Below are 24893 nucleotides of genomic sequence, written 5' to 3' on the forward strand. Positions count from 1 at the left end.
CCCTAGCGGCGGCCGGCACTCTCTGACTCGGGTTGACGGGCTTCGTCGTCCCGCAGCGCGGAGGCATCCAGCTCCGGCCGCCCCAGCTTTCCGGGCCACCAGATGCGCGGGCCGATGTCGTACGCCAGCGCGGGGACCAGCAGCGAGCGCACCAGCACGGTGTCCAGCAGTACGCCGAACGCCACAATGAAGGCGAGCTGCACCAGGAACATGATGGGAATGACGCCCAGCGCGGCGAACGTGGCGGCGAGCACCACACCGGCAGACGTGATCACGCCGCCGGTCACGCCGAGTCCGCGCAAGATGCCCGGCCGGGTCCCGTGCTTCAGCGACTCCTCCCGCACCCGGCTCATCAGGAAGATGTTGTAGTCCACGCCCAGGGCAACCAGGAAAACAAACCCGAACAGCGGCACAGTGGCGTCAGCGCCGGGGAAGCCCAGCAGGTGGTTGAAGACCAGGGCCGAGACGCCCATCGCCGCCCCATATGACAGCACCACCGAAAGCACCAGCAGGACCGGCGCCACCACGGAGCGAAGCAGCAGCATCAGGATGAGCAGGATGACCGCCAGCACGATGGGGATGATGATCACCAGGTCGCGCTGGGCAGTGGTGTTGGTGTCCAGGGCAGTGGCGGTCACGCCGCCTACCAAGGCCCCGGCATCGACCGTTTTTATTTCCTCGCGCAGCGCCTTGACCACACCTTCCGCCTCAGTGGAATCCGCGGCGTAGTTGAGCGTGGCGTTGATCAAAACCTTGCCGTCGTGGACGTCCGGCGCGCTGGGAGCGCCGGGGGCGCCGGTGATCGGCACACTGCCTTCAGCCAGGAGGTACGCGTCCCCCACGCCGTCGGCCGCTTTGACCTTTGCCAGCACTTGTTCGGCTTTGCTTTCATCCGCAATGACGACGGCGGGGCTGCCGCTGCCGGCGTCGAAATGCCGCGCCAGCGCGTCCTGGCCGTCCACCGCATTGGACGCGGTGAGGATGACGTCGGTCTGCGGCACTCCGTTGGCCTTCAGCTGCAAAACGCCGGCCGAAGCCACCAGCAGGAGGAGGACCGAGGCCACCCAGACCGTGCGCGGACGGCGGGAAACCAGCGAACCGGTGGCCCGCCAGATGCCCTTCTGCCCTTCCAGACCCGTGACCAGCTCGGGTTCACGCTCGCCCGCCGGAACCAGCTTGGGACGGAACGGCCAGAACGCGGCCCGGCCGAGAAGCGCCATCAGTGCGGGCAGGAGGGTCAGCGCGGCGAACAGCGAGCAAAGAATGCCCGCCGCAGCAACGGGGCCCAAGGCCTTATTGGAGTTCAGGTCGGAGAACAGCAGGCAGAGCAAGGCGATGATGACAGTGGCGCCGGAGGCCAGGATCGGTTCGAACGAAACCTTCCACGCGGTCAGCACGGCTGCGGTCCGGTTGCGCGTGTGGGTTAGGGCTTCACGGAACCGCGCCACGTACAGCAGGGCATAGTCCGTGGCCGCGCCGATCACCAGGATGGACAGGATGCCCTGGCTCTGGCCGCTCAGCTGGATCCAGCCGAGCTTGGCCATGCCGAACACCAGCAGGATGGCGGCGCACAACGCAAAGACGGAGGTGAGCAGCACCGCGATGGGCAGGAGGAGTGAACGGTAGACGGTCAGCAGGATCAGGAAGACCGCACCGAGTGCCACCAGGAGCAGGATGCCGTCGATGCCGGCGAAGGCGCTGACCAGGTCTGCCGTCAGTCCGGCAGGGCCGGTGACGAAGGTCTGCATGCCTTCAGGCGCGGACTCCGCCAGGAAGTTCCGCAATTCCTGGACGGATTCCTTCAGCTCGCCGGCGGACCCGATCGGGGCGATGAACTGGACCGCTTTGCCGTCCTCGGACGGGATGGGTCCGATCACGGCACTGCCCAGTTCCAGGCCCTCCAGCCCGGCCTTCAGGGCTGCCAGGTCGCCAAGCTCGGCGGGGCTGATGTCGGCGTCGTTTTCGATAACGATGACGGCCGGGACTTCGTCTGAATCCCGGAACTTCGCCTGCCAGTCCTGCGCCTCGGTGGCTTCGGCACTGGCCGGCAGGAAGGAAGCCTGGTCATTCGAGGAGACCTCGTCGAGCCGGCCGAATGTGGGTCCTCCCACCCCGGCGATGGCCAGCCACGTGAGCACCAACGAAACGGGAAGGAGCCAGCGAAGCCAAAACGGAACCCTCGCGCTGTGTTGGGGACTGGATTTCATGATTCCTGCTTCGCTTGGGATGGACGCGGTAGACTTTACTCCATCCTAGAGTATCTCCACTATGGAGATAAATACTTCGGAGATAAATACTATGGATTTCCTGCTGAAACCAGGCATCTGGCGTCGCTGCAGTAATATCCCTCAGGGCACCAGACACGATCACGGGCACCAGCTAGCCCGAGCACCAGGCAAGCGAGCGGAGGCGGGACCGACATGACGGACGAAGCATTTCAGCGCCCACCGGACTCCGCACCCTTTGCCCTGGTCCGCCTGCTGCAGGACTTCACGCTGGAGGCCAACCGCTACGTGGACACCGCCGGCGGCCGCAACGATATGCACCGCACGGACCTCAACGCGCTCGCCGTGATCATGCGGCACACCGCTAAGGGCCAGGTGGTCACGCCGGGCATCCTGCGCAAGGAACTCAACCTCAGCTCGCCCGCCACCACCGCCCTCATCGACCGGCTGGATAATTCAGGGCATGTGGTCAGGGAACGCCTGGGCCCGGACCGACGGCAGGTCCAGCTCCGCATGACACCCAAGGCGTTCCAGGACGGCAGCGCCATGTTCCTGCCGCTTTCACGCCACATGGGTACCGCCATGGCGGACTTCTCCCCCACCGAACTGGAGCTCGTCACCCGGTTCATGACAGCCATGGTGGACGCCACGGTCGCGGCCCGCGCGGAAGCATCCGACGGCGGCCCGGCCGCGCCCGCCCCGTCCAAGTAGGAAGGTTCCGTCCGTTTTCCACTGCGGAGGGGTAGCGTTTCATTATGAGTACGCAGCAGCCTGACGACGACGTGTACACGCACGGCCACCACGAGTCGGTGGTCCGCGCCCACGCCTCCAGGACCGCGGAGAACTCCGCCGCCTTTGTTATACCCCACCTCACGCCCGGGGTTTCAGTGCTCGACGTCGGCTGCGGCCCGGGGAGCATCACCTGCGACTTCGCGGGGCTGGTCTCGCCCGGAAAGGTCACCGGCCTGGACCGGTCGCCGGACATCATCGCCCAGGCCACGGCACTGGCCGCCGAGCGCGGCGCGGCCAATGCGGAGTTCCTGGCCGGCAACATCTACGACCTCGACTTCGAGGACGAAACGTTCGACGTCGTCCATGCCCACCAGGTGCTCCAGCACCTGACAGACCCGGTGGAGGCGTTGCGCGAGATGCGCCGGGTAGCGAAGCCGGGCGGCATTGTGGCAGTGCGCGACGCCGATTTCCACGGCATGAGCTGGTACCCCGCCATCCCTGAGCTGGACGAATGGATGGACCTGTACCAGCGGATCGCCCGCCGCAACGGGGCCGAGCCCGACGCGGGCCGCAGGCTCGTGTCCTGGGTCCAGTCCGCAGGCTTCGGCGACGTGGCGCCCACCAGCAGCAACTGGCTGTATGCCACCGGGCAACAGCGGAGATGGCAGGCCCGAGTCTGGGGCGAACGGGTGCTGCACTCGGCCTTCGCGGAGCAGGCGTTGGAGTACGGCTTCGCAAATCCAGCGGACCTGGCCCGGATTTCGGCGGGCTGGCACCGCTGGGGATCCACCGACGACGGCTGGTTCCTGATCCCGAACGGTGAGGTCATCGCCCGGGCATGATTTCCATAGGCGCAATTTCCACAGGCTTGATTTCCACATAGCCACAACAGCGCCTATCCGATCCGCCCTGGCGGCCATAGCGTCGGAATATGAGCCATTACGGAGAGAACGAATACTGGGCTGAGCCTTACACGGCTGAGGTTGACCAACTAGACTTGGTCAACATGGGGCAATACAACGTCCAAGAGGCAAAGACCCGCCTGTCAGAGCTGTTGAACCTGGTGGAAAACGGCGAGGATGTGGTCATTGCCAAGGCAGGCCGCCCGGTGGCCCGGTTGGTGAAAATTGAGCGCCCCCACAAACGCGAACTGGGCTTCCTGGCGCCCCTCCAGATCCCTGACGGGTTCTACGAACCGTGGACCGACGAGGAAATGGGTGAAGTGAGCGGCGACCATTGATGCGCCTGCTCCTGGACACCCATGTTTTCCTGTGGGCCATCGCCGAACCCAAGAAGCTGTCCGCCAAGGCCAGGAACGCCATCACCAAGCTCGAGAACTCGGTCTACGTGTCGCCCATGACCGCATTCGAGCTGTCCTACAAACACCATCAAGGCAAGCTGCCGGCGGGGGCAGCGATAGTGGCAAGCTTCGGACGGCAGGTGGCCCACCTCTATGCCTCTGAGCTGGCCATCTCAGCACCGCATGCGTTGGCCGCCGGCCAGCTGGACTGGGAACACAAGGACCCCTTTGACCGGATCCTGGCCGCGCAGGCCATGGTGGAAGGGCTGACGCTGGTGACGGCAGATCAGGACCTTCACGCTTTCGAGCCGGTGACCACCCTGTGGTGACGGCTGCATTCCTGTAGTGAGGGCTGCAGCCCTGCAGTAGGAGCGGCACTCTTGTGGTGCTGATGGCACTAAACTTGGCAGGTGCAATTCTCCCTTTGGCTCGCCCTTGCGGGCGCCGGTGCCCTGATCAGCTTCACGCCGGGCGCCGGTGCCATCAACACCATGAGCAACTCACTGACGTCAGGGTTCCGTCGCTCCATCTGGGGCATCCTTGGCCAGCAGGCAGCCTTGGTTGTCCACGTGGTGATCGTGGCGTTGGGCGTCGGCGTGCTGGTGGCAAGCTCGCCGGTGGCCTTTAACGTGATCCGTTACGCCGGGGCCGCCTACCTGGTGTACCTGGGCATCCGGCAGTTCTTGAGCAAACCGGAACTGGACCAGGAACAGGCCGCCGCCCTCGGGAACGAGCCCGCCTGGTCAATGTTCCGGCGCGGGCTCTGGGTCAACCTGCTCAACCCGAAGGCCATCGTTTTCTTCCTCGCGTTTATGCCACAGTTCATCCGCCCGGAACAGCCGCTCCTGCCGCAGTACCTTGTGCTCACGGCCACCGTGGTGGTGATCGACATCCTGGTCATGTGGTTCTTCTTCGCCTTTGCCGCCAAATCCTTCCAGCGCTTCACGCACAACGCCCGCGGTCAGAAGATCCTTAGCCGCATTTTCGGGGTGCTCTTTGTGGCGGTGGGCATTCTCCTCGCGCTGATCCACTAGCGCTGATCACTGGGGCCTGACCAAGCAGGCCTGACCAAGCAGGCCCGACCACCCAGGCCGGATCACGCAGCACGCCATACCGGCCACACATGTCTGACATTTTTGCCCGGCCCATGGTCATGAAGTGGCCACCTGCCGGACATCAATGTCACGATCGATGAATGCTTGAGGCAACCAAATCCCCCAAATCGACAGAACCCGGCACTGATCACGCCCCAGTACCCGCAAACCCGGCGCTGGCCGCCGAAGCGAAAATCGCGCGGCTTGCCGTCACGATCTTCCCGGTACTCGTGATCGTGGCGGGCGTCGCCGGCTTCCTTGCGCCGGCCGCGTTCCAGCCGCTGGGGCCCAGCGTCCCGTACCTGCTGGGCATCATCATGTTCTGCATGGGCCTGACCCTGACCCCGCCGGACTTCGCCTCGGTGGTCAAGCGCCCCTGGGCAGTGGTTCTGGGGATTGTGGCGCACTACGTGATCATGCCGGGCGCGGGCTGGCTGATAGCCGTGGCGCTCCACCTTTCGCCCGAGCTTGCCGTAGGCCTGATCCTGGTGGGCTGCGCCCCGTCCGGCACAGCCTCCAACGTGATGGCCTTCCTGGCCAAGGGGGACGTGGCCCTGTCCGTAGCCGTGGCCTCGGTATCCACCCTGATCGCCCCGGTGGTTACGCCGCTGCTGGTCCTGTTCCTGGCCGGTTCCTTCCTGGAAATCGACGCCGGGAGCATGGTTCTGGACATCCTCAAGACAGTGCTCCTGCCCGTCATCGCCGGGTTGCTGGCGCGGCTGTTCTTCAAGAACCTCATCGCCAAGCTGCTGCCGGCGCTGCCCTGGGCATCCGCCGTCGTCATCTCCTTCATTGTTGCGATTGTTGTGGCTGGCAGCGCCTCCAAAATCGTGGCCGCGGGCGGCATTGTCTTCCTCGCAGTGGTCCTCCACAACGGCTTTGGCCTGGGGTTGGGCTACCTGGCCGGCAAACTGGGCCGGCTGGACGATAAGGCACGCAGGGCGCTCGCCTTCGAAGTCGGCATGCAGAACTCGGGCCTGGCCGCCACGCTGGCCACCGCGCATTTCACCCCGCTGGCCGCATTGCCGTCCGCCGTATTCTCGCTCTGGCACAACATCTCCGGTGCGATCGTGGCAGCCTGGCTGGCCCGACGCCCGCTGCGGGACGACTAGCGAGGGCTGCCTTGCGGCAGTGCGGCCGTATGTCCGCACGGTCCTCGGCAAGGCGGCGCCACGTCAGCAACTGATGCAGCAGCAGGTACGCTCTATTTCATGACCCCCGCACCTGTGATCATCGCCATTGACGGGCGATCCGGCGCAGGGAAAACCACGCTGGCCATCGAGCTCGCCGCCCAGCTGCGGAACCATCACAAAGTCTCGCTGTTCCACCTGGAGGACATCTACCCGGGCTGGAACGGCCTCACTGCGGGCATCGAGCGCTACGTTTCCACCGTACTCACGCCCTTGAGCCGCGCCGAGCCCGCCAGCTGGACCAGCTGGGACTGGGACACGCATTACGACGGCGACACCCGGGTCACGCTGCCCGCCGAGATCGTGATCATTGAGGGAGTGGGGGCGGCCGCCGCCAACGCCCGGCCTCTGCTAAGCGCTGTCATCTGGGCCGACTCGCCGGACGACATCCGCCGGAAGCGGGCCTTGGAGCGCGACGGCGGGACATATGAGCCGTTTTGGGACCAATGGGCTGAGCAGGAAGACGCGTGGCTCGCCGCCGACGACGTCCCCCAGCAAGCCGATATCCGCGTACTCAACAATGCCGATGGTTCCGCCACCACCGACGTCATGCAGGCCCTCGCGTACCTGCCCGCCCTCGGACCGGCGCTAGTTCCCGAGCTTGCCGCCCGCCGCGGCCTCAGGCTGCGTGCAGAACGGCTGGACGCCAGGCCTGACGCCGCCGCCCTCTTCGAGAACCTCTACGGCGGCTCAGCGAACGCCGTCTGGCTGGACTCCTCCAATGCAGGCATCGCCAACTCAGACATCGCAAACACGGGCATCGCCAACACCGAGCGCAGCCGCTTCAGCATCCTTGCGGACGACGGCGGGACCTTCGGCCAGGCGGTCACGCACCGGTCCGGCGAAAGCGTCATCACGGCAGGCTCCGCCACGGTACGTGTCCCGGGACCGTTCTTCCGCTGGCTGGACACCGTGTGGGGACGCCGTGCAGTCCGCACACCGGACGGCTACCCGGGCGACTTCACCCTGGGCTGGCTGGGCTGCCTGGGCTATGAGCTCAAGCGCGAAACCGGCGGGACGGACGTAGCGGCGCCGACTCCGGATGCGGCCCTGATCTTCGCGGGCCGCGCCGTCGTTCTGGACCACGCTGAAGGAACGGCCTGGCTCCTGGCCCTGGAAGCGCCCGACGCCGACAGCTGGGTGGCCGACGCCCGCGCTGCCGTCGCCATCGCCGTCGCCGGGAGTACGCCGGAATCAGGTGCCCGAACTACGCACGCCGGCGGCAGCAACGGCGTCGTACATCCCATTGTGCCCGCGTTCAGCAGCCGCGACACGGAGCCCTCCTACCTGGCTAAAATCGCGGCCGCCCAGCACGAAATCCATGAGGGTAACTCGTACGAGGTGTGCCTGACCACCACGCTGACGGCCCGGCTGCCCGCCGCCGCGGCGGCCCCTTGGCCAACGTACCTCGCGCTGCGGCGGAAGAACCCCGCGCCGTTCGCCAGCTACCTTCGGTTCGGCGGGCTGACGGTGGCCAGTACGTCGCCGGAGCGGTTCCTGAGGATAACGTCCGACGGCGGCATGCGGGCCGAACCGATAAAGGGCACCCGCCGCCGGGGTGCTGATCCGGAGCGAGACAGGCAGTTGCGGGAGGACCTGGCGGCCTCGCTGAAGGACCGCGCGGAAAACATCATGATTGTGGACCTGCTGAGGAACGACCTCAGCCATTTCGCTGAGCCCGGATCGGTGACAGTCAGCAGGCTGTGCGAGATCGAAAGCTACGCCACCGTGCACCAGATGGTCAGCACCATCGACGCGCGGCTCCTGCCCGGCTCGCCGCGGGCCGAGGCGGTGGCCGCATGTTTCCCTGCCGGCTCCATGACCGGCGCCCCGAAGATCAGCACCATGGCGATCCTGGACCGGCTGGAGGAAGGCCCGCGGGGCCTGTATTCCGGCGCGATCGGCTATTTTTCGCTCAACGGGGCCACGGACCTGGCGGTGGCGATCCGTACTTTGGTCACCACCGCGGAGGCCGGTGGCAGCGGCGGCCAAGGGGCGACGGCGGCTCTCACCCTCGGCATCGGCGGCGCCATCACTGCCGACTCGGTACCTGACGAGGAGTACGACGAAATCCGCGTGAAGGCGCACGGTGTGCTTTCCGCGCTGGGTGCGGACTTTCCTGGCGGCTAGGCAGGCCCGATGACGGCACCGGCTTGGCTCCGTAGGTGACCAGCGCCCCGGTCAGGGCGATGGCCAGCGCTGCTGCGAGGATGGTCAGGACAGGATTGACCCATTCCGGAACCGTGTCATACAGGTGGTTACATCTGTTGTGCAGCGGAAAGGCCAGGGTCCCGTCGGTCGCATGTCGAAGGCGGTAGTTGAAGTCCAGCGGCTGGCCAGCGGCCTCACATGTTCTATCGAGGTCCACAGCAAAAGCGGAAACCTGGACGAGGGTGACGGCGGCAAGCAGGACGAAGGACATTATGGTCATCCGAAACCAGAACCGCGCTGTTTTGGTCTGTGGCATATCTGTCAGCTCCCCGCGGCGCTGTCGACAGACAGGCAGGATACGTTCGCTGATGGTCTGGGCCAGATTCATGAACCAGTATTCCCAGACTAGTCGCCCTTCCTGCGGCACTCCAGCCCGGAACGGCTCAATCTTTGGTCAAGATCGGTTGGCGCTGGTCGGAGCCATGTGCGCAATCAGCTGAACGCGCCGCGATTTGCAGGCTTACTGGACGGTAGCCGTCAGCCGGGCCACGTTGTCGATGTACCGGGCCGCGAGGGGTCGCTGGACCCAGTCCTCGAGCTTGAGCTCCTTCGAAATGTCGCGGTATGTGTCTTCCACCGCGCGCATGTTGTTGACGATTTCCGCGCCGAGCAGCATCACCGAGACCTCCATGTTCAGCGAGAAGGATCGCATGTCCATGTTGCTGGAGCCCAGCACGGCCACTTCGTCATCGATGGTGAAGTGCTTGGCATGGAGTACAAAGGGTGCCTTGTAGAGGTAGATCCGGACGCCGGCCTCCAGCAGTGCCTCGTAATAGGAGCGCTGGGCGTGGTGGACCAGGAACTGGTCACCCTTTTCGGAGACGAACAGCTCCACGTCCACGCCCCGCTGGGCGGCGGTGGTGATGGCGTAGAGCAGGGAGTCATCGGGCACGAAATACGGGCTGCAGATGGAGATCCGGTGCTGCGCGGAGTAGATCAGGGTGTTGAAGAGGCGCAGGTTGTTTTCCGTGATGAACCCGGGACCGCTGGGCACCACCTGGGCCGTGACGTTGCCCGGTTCGGGGTTGGCCGGGAGTTGCAGCTGGTGTTCCAGGGACTCGTCGGTTTCGCTCAGCCAGTCCGTGGCGAACACAACGTTGAGAGTGGTGACGATCGGTCCGCGGAGGCAGGCCATCAGCTCCACCCATTCGCGGCCGGCTTTGCGGTGTTTCGGGTTGTTGTAGGAGGGCTCGATCAGGTTCTGCGAGCCTGTGAAGGCGAGTTCGCCGTCGATCACCATGATCTTGCGGTGGTTGCGGAGGTCCGGGCGCCGCCACTGGCCGTGGGTGGGCAGCAGGGGGAGCATGCGCTTCCACTGGATCTTGCCGGCCCGCAACCGCTTGAGCAAGTTCCCGTACCCCTTGACCCGGAGTGTGCCGATGTGGTCGAACAGCACCCTGACTTCCACTCCGCGCTCGGCCGCTTCCTCGAGGGCGGTCAGCAGGTCATTGGTGATGTGGTCCGTGCTCATGATGTAGAACTCGGCGTTAACAAACTTCTTGGCTTTGCGCACAGCCTCGGTCATGGCCAGGATCGAGTCCGGATACCCGGGAATGAGGTCCACTGAATTGCCGTCCACCATGGGGAGGGAGCCGAGCCGCTTGTTCAGCTCTCCAGCGGACTTCACCCATTCAGGCCCTGTGTATTCACTGACGACGTCGGCGAGCGCGGAGATGCCGGACCGCACCCGTGTGTTGATGATCTCCTGCTGCTGGCGGCGGCGGCTGGAGAGCTTGAAGTTTCCGAACAGCAGGAAAAGGACCAGGCCCAGGAACGGTATAAAGAAGATGCCCAGCAGCCAGGCCATGGCCGTGGTGGGGCGCCTGTTGCCGGGGATGATGCCGACGGCCAGAACCCGGATCACCAGGTCTGCGATGCTGAGCACCACCACCAGCCACGTCGGCGCGGTATCCACAAGCGAAACTGGCCACAGCACTGGAATACCCCCGGGTTGCGTGCACCCGCGGACCTGTTCCGGCGGGGCAATGACCACAGCTTAGCCGCGGCGGGCCCTACTAAGCTGGAGCCATGACTTCTCCTGCGCCCGTGGTGCTCGTTTTCCTTGACCCCGCGTTCCCGGACGGCCGGCTGGCCGACTCTTCCAAGCCCCAGCTGATGGCCACGGACCAGGGCGCCACCCGCGGCGATGGCGTGTTCGAATCCATGCTCGCGGTGGGCGGCGCAGTCCGGAAGCTGCAGTCGCATCTGGACCGGCTGAGGGGGTCGGCCCAGGCCCTTGACCTGCTGATCCCTGAGCAGGATACGTGGCGGGCGGCCATCGGAACGGGCGTCGCGGAGCACCGTAACCAGCACCCCGCTGCCTCGCCGGCCGAGGACGAAGTGGTGGTGAAACTCGTGGTCACCCGTGGCCCGGAAGGTGCGGAGTCCCCTACCTGCTGGGTTCAAGTCTCCCCGGTGGGCGCCCTCGGCCGCCGGCAGCGCGAAACCGGGATCGACGTCATCCTCCTGGATCGCGGCTACGACAGCGACGTGGCTGAGCGCGCCCCGTGGCTGCTGCTTGGCGCCAAGACCCTGTCCTACGCCACGAACATGGCCGCCCTGCGGTACGCCCACAAACAAGGCGCCGACGACGTCATCTTCACGTCCTCGGACGGCCGGGTCCTGGAAGGCCCCACGTCCACTGTGCTGCTGGCACATCTGGAAACGTCCGACGACGGCGCCGGCGGCACCCGCACGGTGCGCCGGCTCATCACCCCGCAGCTGGACAGCGGGATCCTCCCCGGGACCTCCCAGGGGGCCCTGTTCGCGGCTGCCAAAGCGGCCGGTTGGGAGCTCGGGTATGGTCCGCTGGAACCGCAGGACCTGCTGGACGCCGACGCCGTATGGCTGATTTCCAGCATCAGGCTGCTCGCCCCGGTGAACCACATTGACGGCAAGGAGGTGGGGACCCCGGCTGTACAGAAGCAGCTGACCGCGGAACTCAACACATTGCTTGCCGGGATTCAGTAGTTTGCTGGGATTCAACAGTCTTCCGGGATCCAGCAGTTTTCCGACGTTCAACAGGGAGGCCTGACGCTATGCCGGTTCGCAGCGCAGGGATCCTGCTGTACCGGCGCGGCGCAGACGGGCTGGATGTATGGATAGCCCACATGGGCGGACCGTTCTGGGCGCGCAAACAGACCCAGTCCTGGTCCGTTCCCAAGGGCCAATACCTTCCCGACGAGGAACCCCTGCTGGCCGCCCTTCGGGAATTCACCGAAGAGATCGGCACGCCGCCGCCAGCCGTTGACTATTTTGAGCTGGGGGCTTTCCGCCAACCTTCGGGAAAGATCATTACGGTGTTCGCCGCTGAGTCTGATTTCGAGCCCGAACGGATTGTGAGCAACACGTTTCCGTTGGAGTGGCCCAGAGGATCCGGCATTATCCAGGACTTTCCCGAGGTGGACGATGCCCGGTGGGTGACGGAAACCGATGCCCGCGGCAAGCTGGTCAAGGGCCAGCTTCCCATCCTGGACGCGCTGCTGGAGCGTCTTGAACTGCACTGAATTGAACCTTCCCAAACCCGCGCCGGCGACCGTCGGGCGGAACGGCCCTGTCGGTCCGTCGCGCAGGTCCGTATGGTTTGGTGCATGAACTCTCACACGGACCCAACCAACACATTGACCTTCGACGAATGCTGGGAGTTGCTGGCCGATGACATCCTGGGGCGCCTGGCCCTTGTAGTGGACGGGCATCCGGAGATCTTTCCGGTCAACTACGTGCTGGACCGCAGGAGCATCGTCTTCCGCAGCGCAGGTGGCTCCAAACTGTGGGGTGCCCAGGCGGACCGTCCAGCGGCGCTGGAGATCGATGGATACGATCCCCACACGGAGATGGCCTGGAGTGTGGTGGTGCGCGGAGACACCAAAGTGATCGAGGCCCAGGCAGACAAGGACGCCGTCGACGCCCTGCGCCTGGAGCCCTGGCAGCCCGGACCCAAGGACTACTACATCCGGCTAACCCCGCTCGCGCTGACGGGCCGCCGCTTCCAGGTCACCAAACCGGACGTCTGGAACACCCGGTTGTCGGACCGCCGTCGTGCTTCCTTCGAGTAGCGCGGGAGAGTTCTTGCTTAGCGATGCCCCGGCCCTCCTTGTCCCCGGGGTCCAAATCCGGCTGCTCCTGCGTAACGACGCCGCCGGGCTGAGCGAGGCCTACCTCCGAAACCGCCAGCACCTCGCGCATTGGGAACCGGAGCGGGACAAAGCCTTCTTCACGCCCAGGCATCAACTGGACATCATCCGGGCCAAGCTCGCCCAGCACGCCGTTGGCCAGGAAGTTCCGTGGGTGCTGGTGGACCACCATGATCCCGCTTACATCCTCGGCGCGGTCACGCTCACAGGCATCGTGCGTGGGCCGTTCCTCAACGCCAACCTCGGGTACTGGGTCGATTCCAGCCTCAACCGGCGGGGCATCGGGACTGCGGCAGTCCGCTTTGCCGCGGACCATGCCCGGACGGAACTGGGCCTCCACCGCATCCAGGCGGCAACGCTGCTCCACAATGAGCCCTCACGCAAGATCCTCGGCCGCGCCGGCTTTCGGGAAATAGGCGTAGCCCCGCAGTACCTGAAAATTGCCGGCCGCTGGCAGGACCACCTGCTCCACCAGCTGCTCCTCCCCGGCTGAGCCCACCGCAGCCGAATCCACAGCGGCTGGGGCATCTCAGCGGCGCCCAGGGTTCGCCTAAGCTGGCCCCAAGCACTCCTGAATCCGCAATCGAAAGGCACCCATGAGCAACGACGCTCACATCCCCGTCATCCTGGGCGGCGCACGCACCCCCTTCGGCAAGTTCCGCGGCGGCCTCTCCGGGCTCACCTCCAGCGAACTGGGTGCCCACGCCATCCGGAACGCACTGGAACGGTCCGGGGTGGCGCCGGAACAGATCCAGGCCGTCATCGTGGGCCAGGTCATCCAGGCGGGCGCGGGCCAGGGGCCCGCCCGGCAGGCCAGCCTTGCCGCCGGCATCGGCTGGGATGTGCCCACTGTGACCATCAACAAACTGTGCCTGTCCGGGCTGACCGCCGTGATCGATGCCGCCCGGATGATCCGCGCCGGAGAGGCTGAGTTCATTGTGGCGGCAGGCCAGGAGTCCATGACCAACGCCCCGCACCTGCTGCCCCGGCTTCGCAGCGGCGTGGCGATCGGCGATGCGCCGCTGCTGGATGCCCTGAACTTTGACGGCCTGCAGGACCCCGTTTCCGGCGAACTGATGGGGTCCGCCACCGACGCCGGGAACGCCCGCCTCGGCATCAGCCGTGAGGACCAGGACGCCGTCGCCGCCCTCTCCCACCAGCGGGCCGAGGCCGCCCGGGAGGCCGGCATCCTGGCTGAAGAGATCGCTCCGGTGGAGGTCCCGCAGCGCCGGGGACCCGCCGTCGTGATTGCTGCCGACGAAGGCATCCGCGCCGAAACCACCCTCGAGACGCTCGCGGCACTGAAGCCAGCCTTCTCCAAGGACCCGGCCGCCACCATCACCGCCGGTTCTGCGTCCCCACTGTCCGATGGCGCGGCCGCCGTGGTGGTGGCCAGCAAGTCAGCAGCGGAGGCGGCAGGCCTCAGCTGGATCGCGGAGATCGGGAGCCACGGCCAGACCGCCGGACCGGACGGGTCCCTGCATTCCCAGCCGTCGCGCGCCATTGAGCGGGCCCTGAAACTTGAAGGGCTGAGCATTGACGACGTGGACCTGATCGAGATCAACGAAGCCTTCGCGTCGGTTGTACTGCAGTCCGCCAAAGACCTGGGGATCAACGCGGACAGGATCAACGCCGACGGCGGCGCCATCGCCCTGGGCCACCCGGTGGGCGCATCGGGGGCCCGCCTGGTCCTGCATCAGGCGCTGGCGCTGAACCGGCGCGGCGGCGGGACAGGCGTGGTTGCCCTGTGTGGCGGCGGCGGCCAGGGCGATGCCCTGATCCTCAAAGCCCGCGGCTAGGGGCTTACGGGGGGCTACCTAATCGTGAATCTTTATGGAAAAGACCACGACAGGCGCTGCGCGAGCTAATAGGCTGGCCCTCTACCCGCCGAACGAGGGAGCTCTCGATGCCCGGGGTCACTCAGCCGCACGGACCGGAACGGACACCGCGCCGTCGTTGGTGGCCGCCGAACGGGCACCGGCGGCCGTGGTGGCTGTGGACGCTCCTGCTGGTGCTGGTTCCGCTGCTGGTTGTTGCCGGGTGCGCGCTGAACGGGACCAAAGAGGGCGAGTCGGCGCCAAAAGCACCATCTCCCCCGCAGTTCGTGACCGCCGCGGGTACGGGTCTGGTTCTCGGCGGCGAGCCTACGAGGCTGAAGGCCGTGAACTTCTCCAACCTGTACCACAAGAACATCGATGGGTCCGATCTCCTCAGCACCCGCGACCATTCGGAGGCAGACTTCGGGCGCGCCAGGCAGATGGGTTTCAATGCCATCCGCTTCGCCTTTGCCGGTGAGTGGTACGCCGACTCCCCTACGGTCTTCTTGAAGTGGCTGGACCAGAACGTGGCCTGGGCGCGGCAACAGAAAATGCGCCTGATCCTGGATCTGCATACGCCGATCGGCGGCTTCTGGCTGGATCCCACCGGGGACGCCGTCAACTTCGATATCTGGTCCGATCCGGCGCTGCGGCAAAAAAATGCCGACCTGTGGCGCGAAATCGCCACCCGGTACAAGGATGAGCCTGCCGTTGCCGCTTACGATCTGCTCAACCAGCCCGTGACAACGGATGCGACTGGTCAGCAGTGGCAGGACTTTGCACGGGAACTGGTGGCCGTGGTGCGGTCAGTGGACTCGAACCATCTGCTGGTGGTGGGCGGGGTGTACGGGGTCAATGGCCGCTACGGCACTGCCGGAATCAATCAGCATTTTCTGGTCGACGACAAAAACGTTGTGTACGACTTCCATTTCTACGAGCCCATCAAGTACACCCACCAGTACGCGTCCTGGGTTGAAGGACCGATCAAGGACGGCGGCCGCTACCCTGATCCGAACGTGATCCTGCCGACCGGGGACAGGGTGCAGCTGACGGAAAGCCGTGTCACCAGTCCATCGCTGCCCCTTGGAACGTCGGACTGGAGGACCTACGACAGCGGCATCGTCGCGATCACCGACAGCAAAGCGGTAGCGGCCACCCCGTTGGTCATTTCCCAGGGCGGCATGCGGGGAAAGGCCTACTTCGACGCGATCACGGTGACGGAGTACAGCCCTGACGGCACCGAAATCCGGCAGATCGCCACTGACCGCCTGGACAGCGCCGGGACGCTGGACTGGCAAGAATGGGAGGTGGGCGGGGATCCGGCGTCACCGGCCGGGTTCGCACGGGAGGCGGCCGGCTACCAGGACAACGGCGGCCTCTCAATCAGCGACGCCGCGGGCACCGGGTCGATCGCGGGATGGAGCAACGATGCACACCTGTTCAAGGTAGTGCCCGGTAACAAGTACCGCATTCAGGGCCAAATGCGGGGTGAGAATATTGCACCCTCAACCGGCGCTCTCCCCGTGATCTGCCTCCAGCTCGATGTTTACGCCGAGTCGCCTGGCGCCGCCGGCGACGGATTCATGGCACGCGACAAGGCCTATCTGGCCCATGAGATGGCGAAGAACGTGCAGTTCGGCAAGGACAATAACGTGCCGATGTCGGTCCTGGAATTCGGCCTGGTCCGGCAGGCCTTCCAGATGGAGGGCAAGGGCGGCGGCCAGTGGGTCACCGACATGCTGGCGCTCCTGGAAGAAAACAACCTGAGCTTCGCCTATTGGGAATACCACGGCGCCCGGATGGGGCTCTATCTGAGCGGCGCCGGCAAACCCACCGAACCCAATACGGCCCTCCAGGAACTCCTGACCCGCGAACTGCACGACCAGTGAAACTCCGGTAACCCGGCGGGCCAAGCCAGCTGGCGTCACGCCAGACCAGGTGGGGTCAGGTCAGGTCATGTGGTGCCAGGTCAGGTGGGGATGATCTTGAACAGGAAGCGCGTCCGGACCATGACCCACAGGAGCCCCAGGATTACAGCGTAGGCAGCCGTGTTGAGGAGAATGTCGCCCTGCTGCAGGGCCGGGATGTTGGCAACCACGGCGATGAGGACCACGTGGATAACAAAGACGTAGAGCGTGGCCCGGCCCAGCGGGATAAGAAACCATCCGAAGGCACGCTCGGTGGGCTTCCAGTAGGCCGTGAGGAAAGCGTAGGCCGCTACCACCAGGACCACGACGTTCAGCAGCCGTCCCGGCGCCAGGTAGGTGCGGGCAAAGAAGGAGTCATACATGGCCCGGTACAGGGAATCCGGGATGACGCCCAGCCGCAGGTCAAACCCGTTGGCAAGATAAGGGTTGCCCCAGGACAGGAACGCGAAAACCATGGCGGCCCCGCAGCAGGCTGCCACCGCCCAGGTGTGGGCCGAGAGCCATGCAACGATTTTCCGCCGGTGGAAACCTGCCACCAGGCCGATCACAAAAAGCACCTGCCACACCAGCAGCGGAAATGAATCCTCGAACTGGGAAGGCAGCAGCCTGGTCCGGGTGGCCGCGCCCGCTGCGTAGACGCCCAGCGTTGCCGCCAGTACCCACAGCGCCCGGCCGCGGTTCAGGGCGGCGAGGATCAGCGGGCTGACCAGCAGGAGGACAACGTACAGGCCCATCACATTGAACTGCCACGGCCCGAACTGCAGGAGCAGGATGGCCGGCAGGACCTGGGGCGGAACGGGGAACTGAAAAAGCGATTCCATGCCGGCATAGAGGTTGTAGGTCCGGCCGGACGCGGCATGGCCGGCCCCTCCTGTTCCCTGGTCGGTGTAGGTGGTGAGGGGATCCGTCTGGAAGATGGGCAACAGGGAAACCAGGAAAATGCCCACCAGCACTACCAGGGCGGTGACATAGAGCTTGCCCGCGCGCCGTGACGTCAGGTCAACCACCGTGCCGAAGTCGTCCTTGACCCGTGGGCCATAGACCATGCCCACCACCAGTCCGGAGAACAGCACAAACAGCTCCGCGCCCGAGACGAAACCCACCGCTTCCTGGGTCAGGAGCTGGAACAGGGACGTCAGGCCCAGGTGGTTCACCACCACAAAGACGATGGCTGCCCCGCGCAGCAGGTCCACGCGGGCATCCCGGTTTGACGGGTCGTTGTAACCCCAGGCAGCCACGGCGGTCACCCGCCGCGGGACCTGCCACAGGACAACAAGGAAGATGAGCAGGGCCGCGCCCACGCTCCAGGCCGCCACGCCCGTCAGGGTGTTGGCCTGGGCATACTCCTTGCCGGAGACGATTCCCTCGACCGGACCCGTGACGAGGCCGGACCCGTCCAGCCGGGCGCGTGCCGCTGCAGCCACGTCGGCGTTTCCCGTGATGGTCCAGTCGATGCTGGCTACGCCGGTGTCCCTGGTGCTGGTCCGTTCGTCCCAAACCACGGCAGCGGTCTTGCTGAACTGTCCGGACGTCGCAGTTTCGAGTGTCTGGTCCCACCAGCCCCGTTTGATGTCGGCCTCCGCGGCGCCGCCGGCAGCGGGGCTGTAGAAGGCCGCGGTCTGCAGGAGGAACGGCTTGTCCCGTTGCTCCACGTAGGTGGCGTAGAAGTCCTCGTTGCCCACTCCGGTCAGCATGCCTGCCAGTTCCCCAGGGGCGGCCACGGTGTTGACGGCGGCCGTGCCCGCGGTGTCGTCGTGGTAGGCGGACAGCCCTACCCATTCCACGGCGTCGTCCCCGGGATAGTAAGGCGCGTAGGCGCCGTCGGTGCCGTCCCAGGTGCCATCGCCGTTCGTGTCCAACAGGGCCAAGCCCTCGCTGCCGGCAGCGGGGGCATTGCGGTTCCGGTCAAAGGGGTAGTCCCGCCCCAGGAAGGGTGCCCACACCATCACGGTGCCGGCGTCGTCCGTTTCCTTGAACTCCGCAGCCACTGCCCTAAAGGCGGCCCGGTAGGCGGCCGGCTGTTGCCCCCAGTCAAGCCAGCTCCCGTTCATGTCCGGGGCGAAGCGGACCAGCACCTGGCCCCGGAAACCCGCGGAAATCCTGGTGATCTCGGCGGCAAATGACCGGGCGGCGGCGTCGTCGATCTGCTGCAGCGGAACCGTGGGTTTGACGGTGAGCATGGCATGGGAGCCCAGGGCTGCAGCCTGGTCCAGGAACTGCCGGATAGCGGTGGTTTCCGAGGAACGGAAGGGGATGGAAATGTCATGGCCCAGCAGGGCCGGCGTCGCTCCCAGCCGCTCGGCAAAGCTGGCCGCCGAATCCTCGCCCCATTCAAGGACAGCGCCCAGCAGCGGCTTTCCCGGCTCCGGAGCTGTGCTGGCAGCGCGGGCGGTGCCGGCGGTAAGTCCCATCGCCAGGACAGCCAGCAGGACGGTGAGCAGGAGCACGACGGCGGCCCGCAGCCGTGTCTGCTTGGCAGGGCCGGCAAGGCTGGCGTTGCGGGTCGGAGCGGTGGCTGTTGGCATACTGGTGTAATCCCCCAAGAACGGCTGCTTCAAAGACGGTGGCCGGTGCCTCTGCAAACTCTATCTGCCTCCGCCTTTGGTCCGGTTCAGCCCTGCTTAGTCTCGGGTCCCAGGACCAACAGCGGCACGAGCCGCTGCGCACAGGCGACTCCGACGAGGGTCTGCGGTCCGGCCCCCGCCCTGTTGTTCACCCCGGTGTCGTCGCACCAGTCCACGCCATAGGGGTAGGCCGTGACCCCGGCTGTCCCGGGTGCCATGCCAGCCGGGACGGTGAACACCAAAGTGAAGCCGCCGTCGTCGGTCATGGGAGCGAGCTCTTGCAGCACGGTGGTGCCGTACGGATCCAGCAATTCCGCCTGGACCCGCGCGTCGGCGCCGTAGCGGGCATCGCAGGTGGTGTCCGGCGCGCTGACGGTGACCTGGTCACCCGGTTTCGCGGCGGCCGGCGAGATGGAAAACTCCGGCGGCATGCAGGGCGGCGGAGCGAAAATGTCCCGGCAGCCTGTCGCGCCCAGGAGCACCGGCACGGCGCACAGCCCCACGGCCAAAACCCGTGCCCAGGCGCCCGTCAGTGAGTGGCCCCGCATCTTCCCCATGACCCGATTGTCCCGTCGGCGCCCGGGTTACGGAAGCACGGCGGGGTTACGGAAATTCGCGTTGGTTACGGAACATGACGACGGCGGCCGTGCGGCAGAGCGGGGCGGGTGTTACGTTTTTGGGGAGTAATGAGAACCGGCGCCAAGCCCTGACTGGCCGGTCGGCAACCCTCCCTTTCGCGGCGGGGTGCCTCAGGTGAATACTCGGCATATCGACCAATTCGAGCTGCAAGCGTGAAAGAAGGAGTTCCGTCGTGTCTGACGCCCCCGCCCCTGAAGAGAAACTGTTGTACCGGCTTGTCACCGGGCCGGATGACAGGTCTTTCTGTGAACGGATTTCCACTGCCCTGGCCGAAGGGTATGTCCTGCACGGCAGCCCGGCCGCGACGTTCAACGGCGGAGGCGTGATTGTTGCCCAGGCACTGATCCTCCCGACGGCGATCGCCAGTGCGGATGCCGCCGTCGCCACCGCCGTGGAAGACCTCGAGTTCGACGGCGAGGGCCACGCGTGAGCTACGCCGGAGACCTCACCCCGCAGGAAGCCTGGGCCAAACTGGAGCTGGGCGCCATCCTGGTGGACGTCCGCACCGAGGGCGAATGGGCCCACATCGGCATCCCCGATACCAAGGCCACGGACAACGATCCCCTGTTCATTCCGTGGACGTTCCCGGGCGGCATCCCCAACCCGGATTTCATCACTGACCTGACACAGCAGGCGCCGGAGGACGACGGCACGGAGCTGGTGTTCCTCTGCCGCTCGGGCCAGCGCTCCATCGCCGCCGCCGTCGCCGCGACGCAGGCCGGTTTCACCTCCTACAACGTCCTGGAGGGTTTCGAAGGCGAGCCGGACCGGTACGGCGAGCGCACCGTCAACGGCTGGAAGAACCGCGGCCTGCCCACCAACCTTGGAATTGCCAAGTGACCTTCAACGAAGACGCCGCCGGCTGGAGCGCCGAGACGCAGGCCGTCCGAGGCGGGCTGGACCGCACCAACTTCCAGGAAACCACCGAACCGGTCTTCCTGAACTCGGGCTTCGTCTACGAGTCCGCTGCCGCCGCCGAGCGTGCCTTCACCGGCGAGGACGAACGCTTCGTCTACTCCCGGTACGGCAACCCGTCCGTGGCCACCTTCCAGGAACGCCTCCGCCTGCTCGAAGGCACCGAGGCGTGCTTCGCGACGGCGTCGGGCATGTCAGCGGTGTTCACCGCTCTGGGTGCCCTCTTGGCGGCTGGGGACAGGGTGGTTGCCGCGCGTTCCCTGTTCGGCTCCTGCTTTGTGATCCTGAACGAAATCCTGCCGCGCTGGGGCGTGGAAACCGTGTTTGTTGACGGCCCGGACCTGGATCAGTGGGCTGCCGCACTGTCGGAGCCCACCACCGCCGTGTTCTTCGAATCGCCGTCCAACCCGATGCAGGAAATCGTGGACATCGCCGCGGTCAGCGAGCTCGCGCACGCCGCCGGGGCCACCGTCGTCGTGGACAATGTCTTTGCCACTCCGCTGCTGCAGCGCTGCGGCCAGTTCGGCGCGGACGTGATTGTGTACTCCGGCACCAAGCACATCGATGGCCAGGGACGCGTCCTGGGCGGCGCCATCCTGGGCACGAAGGAATTCATCGACGGCCCGGTCAAGCAGCTCATGCGGCACACGGGCCCGGCGCTCTCCGCATTCAACGCCTGGGTGCTCACCAAGGGCCTGGAGACCATGGCGCTGCGCGTGAACCACTCGTCCGCGTCCGCGCTGCGGCTGGCCGAATGGCTCGAACAGCAGCCGGCCGTCAGCTGGGTCAAGTACCCGCTGCTCAAGTCACACCCGCAGTACGAGCTCGCCGCCAAGCAGATGAAGGCCGGCGGCACCGTCCTCACATTGGAACTTGCGACGACGGGTGGCCGCTCGGGCAAGGAAGCCGCCTTTGCGCTGCTGGACGCCTTGCGGATCATCGACATCTCCAACAACCTTGGCGACGCCAAGTCCCTCATCACCCACCCGGCCACCACCACGCACCGTGCCATGGGTCCCGAAGGCCGTGCCGCCATCGGGCTCAGCGACGGCGTGGTGCGGCTGTCCGTGGGCCTGGAGGACGTGGACGACCTCATCGGCGACCTTGAGCAGGCCCTGAAGCACATCTAGTCCTGGTTGGCGCTAGCGTGGCGCGAACGTACAGTTGAGGCCCTGTTTCTATAGGCTTGTAGGGCCTCAACTGTACGTTCGCGCTTAGCTTTGTGCTCGGTCAGGCGCCTGGCTGGCGGAGCTGCCGGGCCGCCGTCTCCCGGACCGCCGCGGAGAGCTGGTTGAGCACCGGCGAGTCGATCTTCCACCGCTGCCAGTACAACAACACGTCCACGGGATCGGCCGGTGCCAGCTCCACGAGGCCGCCGTTCCGGATGTCGGCCAGGCACTGCTGATCCGGCAGGAGCCCCCACCCCAGTCCCAGCCGGATGGCTTGGGCGAACTCGGCCGACGACGGCACATAGTGCCGCGGTGCCGCCATTTCCGCGCCGGTCAGCCTGCGGAAGAACCCGTCCTGCAGGTCATCCTTGCGGTCAAAGTCCACCACCGGAGCCAGGCTTCCTGCAGCAAGTTCCGGCCCGTCGGGCCACCAGCGCAGGAGGTACCCGGGGCTTGCCACCGCGCGGTACCGCAAGGAACCCAGCGGTTCCACACTGCAGCCCTGGACCGGTTCCGGCGTTGCGGTTACCGCGGCCATCACCGATCCTGTCCGGAGGAGCTGGGTGGAATGCTGTTCATCTTCCCGGCGGAGTTCGAAGCACGCGCCGAGGTCCGGCGGAAGACTTGCCAGCGCCGGCATGAACCAGGTGGAGAGTGAGTCCGCGTTCACCACCAAGGGGATGGGCGCCGTCGGCCGGTCCTGGTTCGCCCCGAGCTCCTGCTGGGCGTCCCATTCGAGCTGCCGGACCTGCCTGGCGAACCGCAGGATGGCTTCCCCGGCTGTTGTGGGCCGGACGGGGTTGGTGCGCTGCAGCAGGATCTGGCCGGCCGCGTCCTCCATCGCCTTGAGCCGTTGGGAAATGGCCGACGGCGTGACGTACAGGCTCCGCGCCGCCGCCTCAAGGGTGCCTTCGTCCACGACTGCCGCGAAGGTCCGGAGCTGCTCAAACTGGAACATCTTCATTAGCTTTCCTTAATAGAGATAAGAATATTTAGCTGGAGTAATCCTAGTCCGGCCCGTACGTTGGAGGATATGGATCTGACTGCATTTCTAGGCCCCGCCGCACTGGGTTTCGGCACAGGCCTCGCCCTGATCGTGGCCATCGGCAGCCAGAACGCCTTTGTGCTCCGGCAGGGCATCCGCGGCGAGCATGTGGCCGCCGTCGTCCTGGTCTGCAGCGTCTCCGATGCGCTGCTCATCGCCGCAGGCATCGCCGGAGTGGGGGCGCTGCTCCAGTCGAGCCCCGTGGTCGTGGACGTGGTTCGGTTTGCCGGAGCCGCCTTCCTGGTGGGCTACGGCGTCATGGCCGCGCGCCGGGCGATTCGTCCGGGGGCGTTGACGGCATCGGGGCGGCAACCCGCCGTCGGCCTCGGCGCCGCCCTCAGCACGGTGCTGGCCTTGACCTGGCTCAATCCCCACGTCTACCTGGACACCGTGCTGCTGCTCGGATCGGTGGCCAACCAGCAGGCGCAGGATCTGCGGTGGTGGTTCGGGGGCGGAGCCATCGCCGCCAGCATTGCCTGGTTCAGCGCGCTGGGTTTCGGCGCGCGGGCCCTTCGGCCCTTCTTTGCACGGCCCTCGTCGTGGCGCATCCTGGACGGACTCGTCGCCGCTGTCATGCTCACGCTGGGGATACGCCTGGCGATCGGTGCGTGAAGTCGTTTGATTCTTGACGCGAAGGTCCCGGGAAGTCAGGACTGGCGCACGCGCAGCAACTCCGGGACTTCGTCCGCCTCCAGCAGCCCGGAGGTGCCACGCATGGTGACACCCACGGCGTGGGCAACTACGGCCCCCAGCCCGCCGTCGTCGGGCGCTGATTTTTCCATCACCGCGTCCCGCACCCTGCGCTGTTCGGTGGAGCCGGTGCCGCGGGCAATGATGTCCTCGACACCTTGCCGTGCCAGGGAAAGTTCGTCCTGCTCGGCGAGGACAGGCGCCAGATAATCCACCAAAGACCGGACGACGTCGACGGCGGGCGCCGGCCTGAACGTGCCAAAATCCAGCAGCTCGCCGACCAGGCCACTGCTGCTCGCCTGCCAGGCCGCCATCCGCAGCAGCACCGTGGGCACCGGGGCCGGTTCCACGCCGTCGCGCCATTCACGGCTGGCCGACTCCACCAGGGCCCGGACCAGGACGGCAATGAGGGCCGCGTCCTCGGCGCGGAGGCAGACATCGGCCACGCGGACCTCAACGGTGGGATGGTTCCGGGACAGGCGGGCATCAAAGTAGATCATGCCTTCATCCAGAAGCACGCCACTGTCCAGCAGACGCGTTACGACCCTCCGGTATGCGGAGTAGGTGCTGAAAATGGCCGAGGGTCCGGACATGGGCCACCGATTCCAGGCCTGGGTGCGGTAGCTCTCGAATCCCGTGGGCATCCCGTTCCAGAACGGCGAATTCGCGCTCAGTGCCGTGAGGACTGCCAGCTTGTCCCGGATCCTGTCCAGCACGGCCACGCCCTCGTCCTTGGATTCGATGAACGTGTGGACATGGAAGCCGCAGGTCAGCTGCTCCTGCGCGGTCAGGCCGAAGCGTTCGAGCATCCGGGCATAGCGGGCGTCCGGGGTGGTGTGGCTCGCCAGGCCAAACGGAGACGTGGCCAGCGCGGCGACCCTGGCACCGTTCTTAATGGCCGCCTCGTCCGCCAGCAGCCGGCCGGCCCGGATCTGCTGTAGCAGTTCTGCATACTCGAGGCAGGGCCGGGTCTGGGTCTCGATCTGCTCAAGCTTCAGCTCGGCAGTCAGGCCGGTCCCGTCGTCGTGAACGGTTATTTCCTTGGCTGCCAGCGCCAAGGGATGTTCCGGGGCATCGTCGGCGGCCATCCGCCGGCCGGACAGCATCGCATCCGCGAGGGCAAGCGGCTCACCCGTGTCCGGATCAACGATCAGGAGCTCTTCCTCGACGCCGAATGTACGCATGCTTATATTGTGCGGCAACGGGCAAGGACGTGGCAGTCCGCGGGCCGGCGGATTCTG

The 24893-nt window shown here is 66.0% G+C and carries 23 protein-coding genes and 1 riboswitch; of the genes, 17 read left to right on the forward strand and 6 right to left on the reverse strand.

Annotated elements, in window-relative coordinates:
- Positions 1-2 precede the first annotated feature (2 nt).
- Positions 3-2207: an MMPL family transporter gene (locus ACZY0Q_RS17910; protein WP_463918825.1), complete on the reverse strand. Its 2205-nt coding sequence runs from the start codon at positions 2205-2207 to the stop codon at positions 3-5.
- Positions 2208-2420: 213 nt separating this feature from the next.
- On the opposite strand from ACZY0Q_RS17910, the gene ACZY0Q_RS17915 reads away from it, so the two are divergent.
- The 7 genes from ACZY0Q_RS17915 (at position 2421) to ACZY0Q_RS17945 (ending at position 8671) form a co-directional block, all read left to right on the forward strand.
- On the forward strand, positions 2421-2936 hold the full coding sequence (locus tag ACZY0Q_RS17915) for a MarR family winged helix-turn-helix transcriptional regulator (protein WP_463918826.1): 516 nt from the start codon (positions 2421-2423) through the stop codon (positions 2934-2936).
- 44 nt (positions 2937-2980) lie between these two features.
- Entirely contained in the window at positions 2981-3799 is an 819-nt protein-coding gene (locus ACZY0Q_RS17920) for a methyltransferase domain-containing protein (protein ID WP_463918827.1), read from the forward strand.
- 89 nt (positions 3800-3888) lie between these two features.
- Positions 3889-4197 carry a type II toxin-antitoxin system Phd/YefM family antitoxin gene (locus tag ACZY0Q_RS17925; RefSeq protein ID WP_463918828.1) on the forward strand — a complete coding sequence of 103 codons (309 nt, stop codon included), beginning with the start codon at positions 3889-3891 and terminating at the stop codon, positions 4195-4197.
- Complete coding sequence (locus ACZY0Q_RS17930; RefSeq protein WP_463918829.1) at positions 4197-4586, forward strand: type II toxin-antitoxin system VapC family toxin; 390 nt, start codon at positions 4197-4199, stop codon at positions 4584-4586. Before ACZY0Q_RS17925 ends, ACZY0Q_RS17930 begins: the two co-directional genes overlap by 1 nt.
- 81 nt (positions 4587-4667) lie before the next feature.
- On the forward strand, positions 4668-5291 hold the full coding sequence (locus ACZY0Q_RS17935; RefSeq protein WP_463918830.1) for a LysE family transporter: 624 nt from the start codon (positions 4668-4670) through the stop codon (positions 5289-5291).
- Positions 5292-5452: 161 nt separating this feature from the next.
- Positions 5453-6463 (forward strand): bile acid:sodium symporter family protein, encoded by a 1011-nt coding sequence (locus ACZY0Q_RS17940; protein WP_463918831.1) that lies wholly within the window; start codon positions 5453-5455, stop codon positions 6461-6463.
- 99 nt (positions 6464-6562) lie between these two features.
- Positions 6563-8671: a chorismate-binding protein gene (locus ACZY0Q_RS17945; RefSeq protein ID WP_463918832.1), complete on the forward strand. Its 2109-nt coding sequence runs from the start codon at positions 6563-6565 to the stop codon at positions 8669-8671.
- Positions 8672-9212: 541 nt separating this feature from the next.
- Here the strand turns inward: ACZY0Q_RS17945 and cls are convergent.
- Complete coding sequence (cls, locus tag ACZY0Q_RS17950; protein WP_463918958.1) at positions 9213-10685, reverse strand: cardiolipin synthase; 1473 nt, start codon at positions 10683-10685, stop codon at positions 9213-9215.
- A 95-nt stretch (positions 10686-10780) separates the two neighbouring features.
- On the opposite strand from cls, the gene ACZY0Q_RS17955 reads away from it, so the two are divergent.
- The 6 genes from ACZY0Q_RS17955 to ACZY0Q_RS17980 all read left to right on the forward strand — a co-directional run bounded on the left by ACZY0Q_RS17955 (position 10781) and on the right by ACZY0Q_RS17980 (position 16591).
- The gene (locus ACZY0Q_RS17955) at positions 10781-11722 is read left to right on the forward strand and encodes an aminodeoxychorismate lyase (RefSeq protein WP_463918833.1); all 942 of its coding nucleotides are present in this window, start codon (positions 10781-10783) and stop codon (positions 11720-11722) included.
- A gap of 68 nt (positions 11723-11790) precedes the next feature.
- On the forward strand, positions 11791-12258 hold the full coding sequence (locus ACZY0Q_RS17960) for an NUDIX hydrolase (protein ID WP_463918834.1): 468 nt from the start codon (positions 11791-11793) through the stop codon (positions 12256-12258).
- An 84-nt stretch (positions 12259-12342) separates the two neighbouring features.
- Positions 12343-12807, forward strand: a complete 465-nt coding sequence (locus tag ACZY0Q_RS17965; RefSeq protein ID WP_463918835.1) for a pyridoxamine 5'-phosphate oxidase family protein — start codon at positions 12343-12345, stop codon at positions 12805-12807.
- A gap of 13 nt (positions 12808-12820) precedes the next feature.
- Complete coding sequence (locus ACZY0Q_RS17970; protein ID WP_463918836.1) at positions 12821-13378, forward strand: GNAT family N-acetyltransferase; 558 nt, start codon at positions 12821-12823, stop codon at positions 13376-13378.
- Positions 13379-13481: 103 nt separating this feature from the next.
- Positions 13482-14684 (forward strand): acetyl-CoA C-acetyltransferase, encoded by a 1203-nt coding sequence (locus ACZY0Q_RS17975; RefSeq protein ID WP_463918837.1) that lies wholly within the window; start codon positions 13482-13484, stop codon positions 14682-14684.
- 107 nt (positions 14685-14791) lie between these two features.
- Positions 14792-16591, forward strand: coding sequence for a glycoside hydrolase family 5 protein (locus tag ACZY0Q_RS17980; RefSeq protein WP_463918838.1), 1800 nt, complete (start codon positions 14792-14794; stop codon positions 16589-16591).
- An 80-nt stretch (positions 16592-16671) separates the two neighbouring features.
- On the opposite strand, the gene opgC is transcribed toward ACZY0Q_RS17980, so the two are convergent.
- The gene (opgC, locus tag ACZY0Q_RS17985) at positions 16672-19155 is read right to left on the reverse strand and encodes an OpgC domain-containing protein (RefSeq protein ID WP_463918839.1); all 2484 of its coding nucleotides are present in this window, start codon (positions 19153-19155) and stop codon (positions 16672-16674) included.
- Positions 19156-19241: 86 nt separating this feature from the next.
- The gene (locus ACZY0Q_RS17990) at positions 19242-19751 is read right to left on the reverse strand and encodes a hypothetical protein (protein ID WP_463918840.1); all 510 of its coding nucleotides are present in this window, start codon (positions 19749-19751) and stop codon (positions 19242-19244) included.
- A 125-nt stretch (positions 19752-19876) separates the two neighbouring features.
- A riboswitch (SAM riboswitch) is annotated at positions 19877-19992 on the forward strand.
- A gap of 13 nt (positions 19993-20005) precedes the next feature.
- Between ACZY0Q_RS17990 and ACZY0Q_RS17995 the strand changes: the two genes are divergently transcribed.
- The 3 genes from ACZY0Q_RS17995 to ACZY0Q_RS18005 are packed head-to-tail and all read left to right on the forward strand — an operon-like array spanning position 20006 to position 21878.
- Entirely contained in the window at positions 20006-20263 is a 258-nt protein-coding gene (locus ACZY0Q_RS17995; RefSeq protein ID WP_463918841.1) for a DUF1737 domain-containing protein, read from the forward strand.
- Positions 20260-20673: a rhodanese-like domain-containing protein gene (locus ACZY0Q_RS18000; RefSeq protein WP_463918842.1), complete on the forward strand. Its 414-nt coding sequence runs from the start codon at positions 20260-20262 to the stop codon at positions 20671-20673. Before ACZY0Q_RS17995 ends, ACZY0Q_RS18000 begins: the two co-directional genes overlap by 4 nt.
- Positions 20670-21878 carry an O-succinylhomoserine sulfhydrylase gene (locus ACZY0Q_RS18005; RefSeq protein WP_463918843.1) on the forward strand — a complete coding sequence of 403 codons (1209 nt, stop codon included), beginning with the start codon at positions 20670-20672 and terminating at the stop codon, positions 21876-21878. The genes ACZY0Q_RS18000 and ACZY0Q_RS18005 overlap by 4 nt, the downstream gene beginning before the upstream one ends.
- Positions 21879-21978: 100 nt before the next feature.
- Here the strand turns inward: ACZY0Q_RS18005 and ACZY0Q_RS18010 are convergent, their stop codons facing one another.
- Positions 21979-22881 carry a LysR family transcriptional regulator ArgP gene (locus ACZY0Q_RS18010; protein WP_463918844.1) on the reverse strand — a complete coding sequence of 301 codons (903 nt, stop codon included), beginning with the start codon at positions 22879-22881 and terminating at the stop codon, positions 21979-21981.
- A gap of 69 nt (positions 22882-22950) precedes the next feature.
- On the opposite strand from ACZY0Q_RS18010, the gene ACZY0Q_RS18015 reads away from it, so the two are divergent.
- A complete protein-coding gene (locus ACZY0Q_RS18015) occupies positions 22951-23574 on the forward strand; it encodes a LysE/ArgO family amino acid transporter (protein WP_463918845.1) in 624 nt (207 codons plus the stop codon).
- 35 nt (positions 23575-23609) lie between these two features.
- Here ACZY0Q_RS18015 and ACZY0Q_RS18020 read toward each other — a convergent pair whose 3' ends face one another.
- Positions 23610-24836: a glutamate--cysteine ligase 2 gene (locus ACZY0Q_RS18020; protein ID WP_463918846.1), complete on the reverse strand. Its 1227-nt coding sequence runs from the start codon at positions 24834-24836 to the stop codon at positions 23610-23612.
- Positions 24837-24893 lie beyond the last annotated feature (57 nt).

The sequence above is a fragment of the Pseudarthrobacter lactosi genome (genome assembly GCF_055412785.1).

Coding starts and splice junctions, on each gene's coding strand:
- opgC (WP_463918839.1), bottom strand. CDS start 19,155: ATGCCAACAGCCACCGCTCCGACCCGCAACGCCAGCCTTGCCGGCCCT.
- ACZY0Q_RS17915 (WP_463918826.1), top strand. CDS start 2,421: ATGACGGACGAAGCATTTCAGCGCCCACCGGACTCCGCACCCTTTGCC.
- ACZY0Q_RS17925 (WP_463918828.1), top strand. CDS start 3,889: ATGAGCCATTACGGAGAGAACGAATACTGGGCTGAGCCTTACACGGCT.
- ACZY0Q_RS17945 (WP_463918832.1), top strand. CDS start 6,563: ATGACCCCCGCACCTGTGATCATCGCCATTGACGGGCGATCCGGCGCA.
- ACZY0Q_RS18010 (WP_463918844.1), bottom strand. CDS start 22,881: ATGAAGATGTTCCAGTTTGAGCAGCTCCGGACCTTCGCGGCAGTCGTG.
- ACZY0Q_RS17930 (WP_463918829.1), top strand. CDS start 4,197: ATGCGCCTGCTCCTGGACACCCATGTTTTCCTGTGGGCCATCGCCGAA.
- ACZY0Q_RS18015 (WP_463918845.1), top strand. CDS start 22,951: ATGGATCTGACTGCATTTCTAGGCCCCGCCGCACTGGGTTTCGGCACA.
- ACZY0Q_RS17910 (WP_463918825.1), bottom strand. CDS start 2,207: ATGAAATCCAGTCCCCAACACAGCGCGAGGGTTCCGTTTTGGCTTCGC.
- ACZY0Q_RS17975 (WP_463918837.1), top strand. CDS start 13,482: ATGAGCAACGACGCTCACATCCCCGTCATCCTGGGCGGCGCACGCACC.
- ACZY0Q_RS18020 (WP_463918846.1), bottom strand. CDS start 24,836: ATGCGTACATTCGGCGTCGAGGAAGAGCTCCTGATCGTTGATCCGGAC.
- ACZY0Q_RS17960 (WP_463918834.1), top strand. CDS start 11,791: ATGCCGGTTCGCAGCGCAGGGATCCTGCTGTACCGGCGCGGCGCAGAC.
- ACZY0Q_RS17955 (WP_463918833.1), top strand. CDS start 10,781: ATGACTTCTCCTGCGCCCGTGGTGCTCGTTTTCCTTGACCCCGCGTTC.
- ACZY0Q_RS17990 (WP_463918840.1), bottom strand. CDS start 19,751: ATGGGGAAGATGCGGGGCCACTCACTGACGGGCGCCTGGGCACGGGTT.
- ACZY0Q_RS17940 (WP_463918831.1), top strand. CDS start 5,453: ATGCTTGAGGCAACCAAATCCCCCAAATCGACAGAACCCGGCACTGAT.
- ACZY0Q_RS17980 (WP_463918838.1), top strand. CDS start 14,792: ATGCCCGGGGTCACTCAGCCGCACGGACCGGAACGGACACCGCGCCGT.
- ACZY0Q_RS17920 (WP_463918827.1), top strand. CDS start 2,981: ATGAGTACGCAGCAGCCTGACGACGACGTGTACACGCACGGCCACCAC.
- ACZY0Q_RS17965 (WP_463918835.1), top strand. CDS start 12,343: ATGAACTCTCACACGGACCCAACCAACACATTGACCTTCGACGAATGC.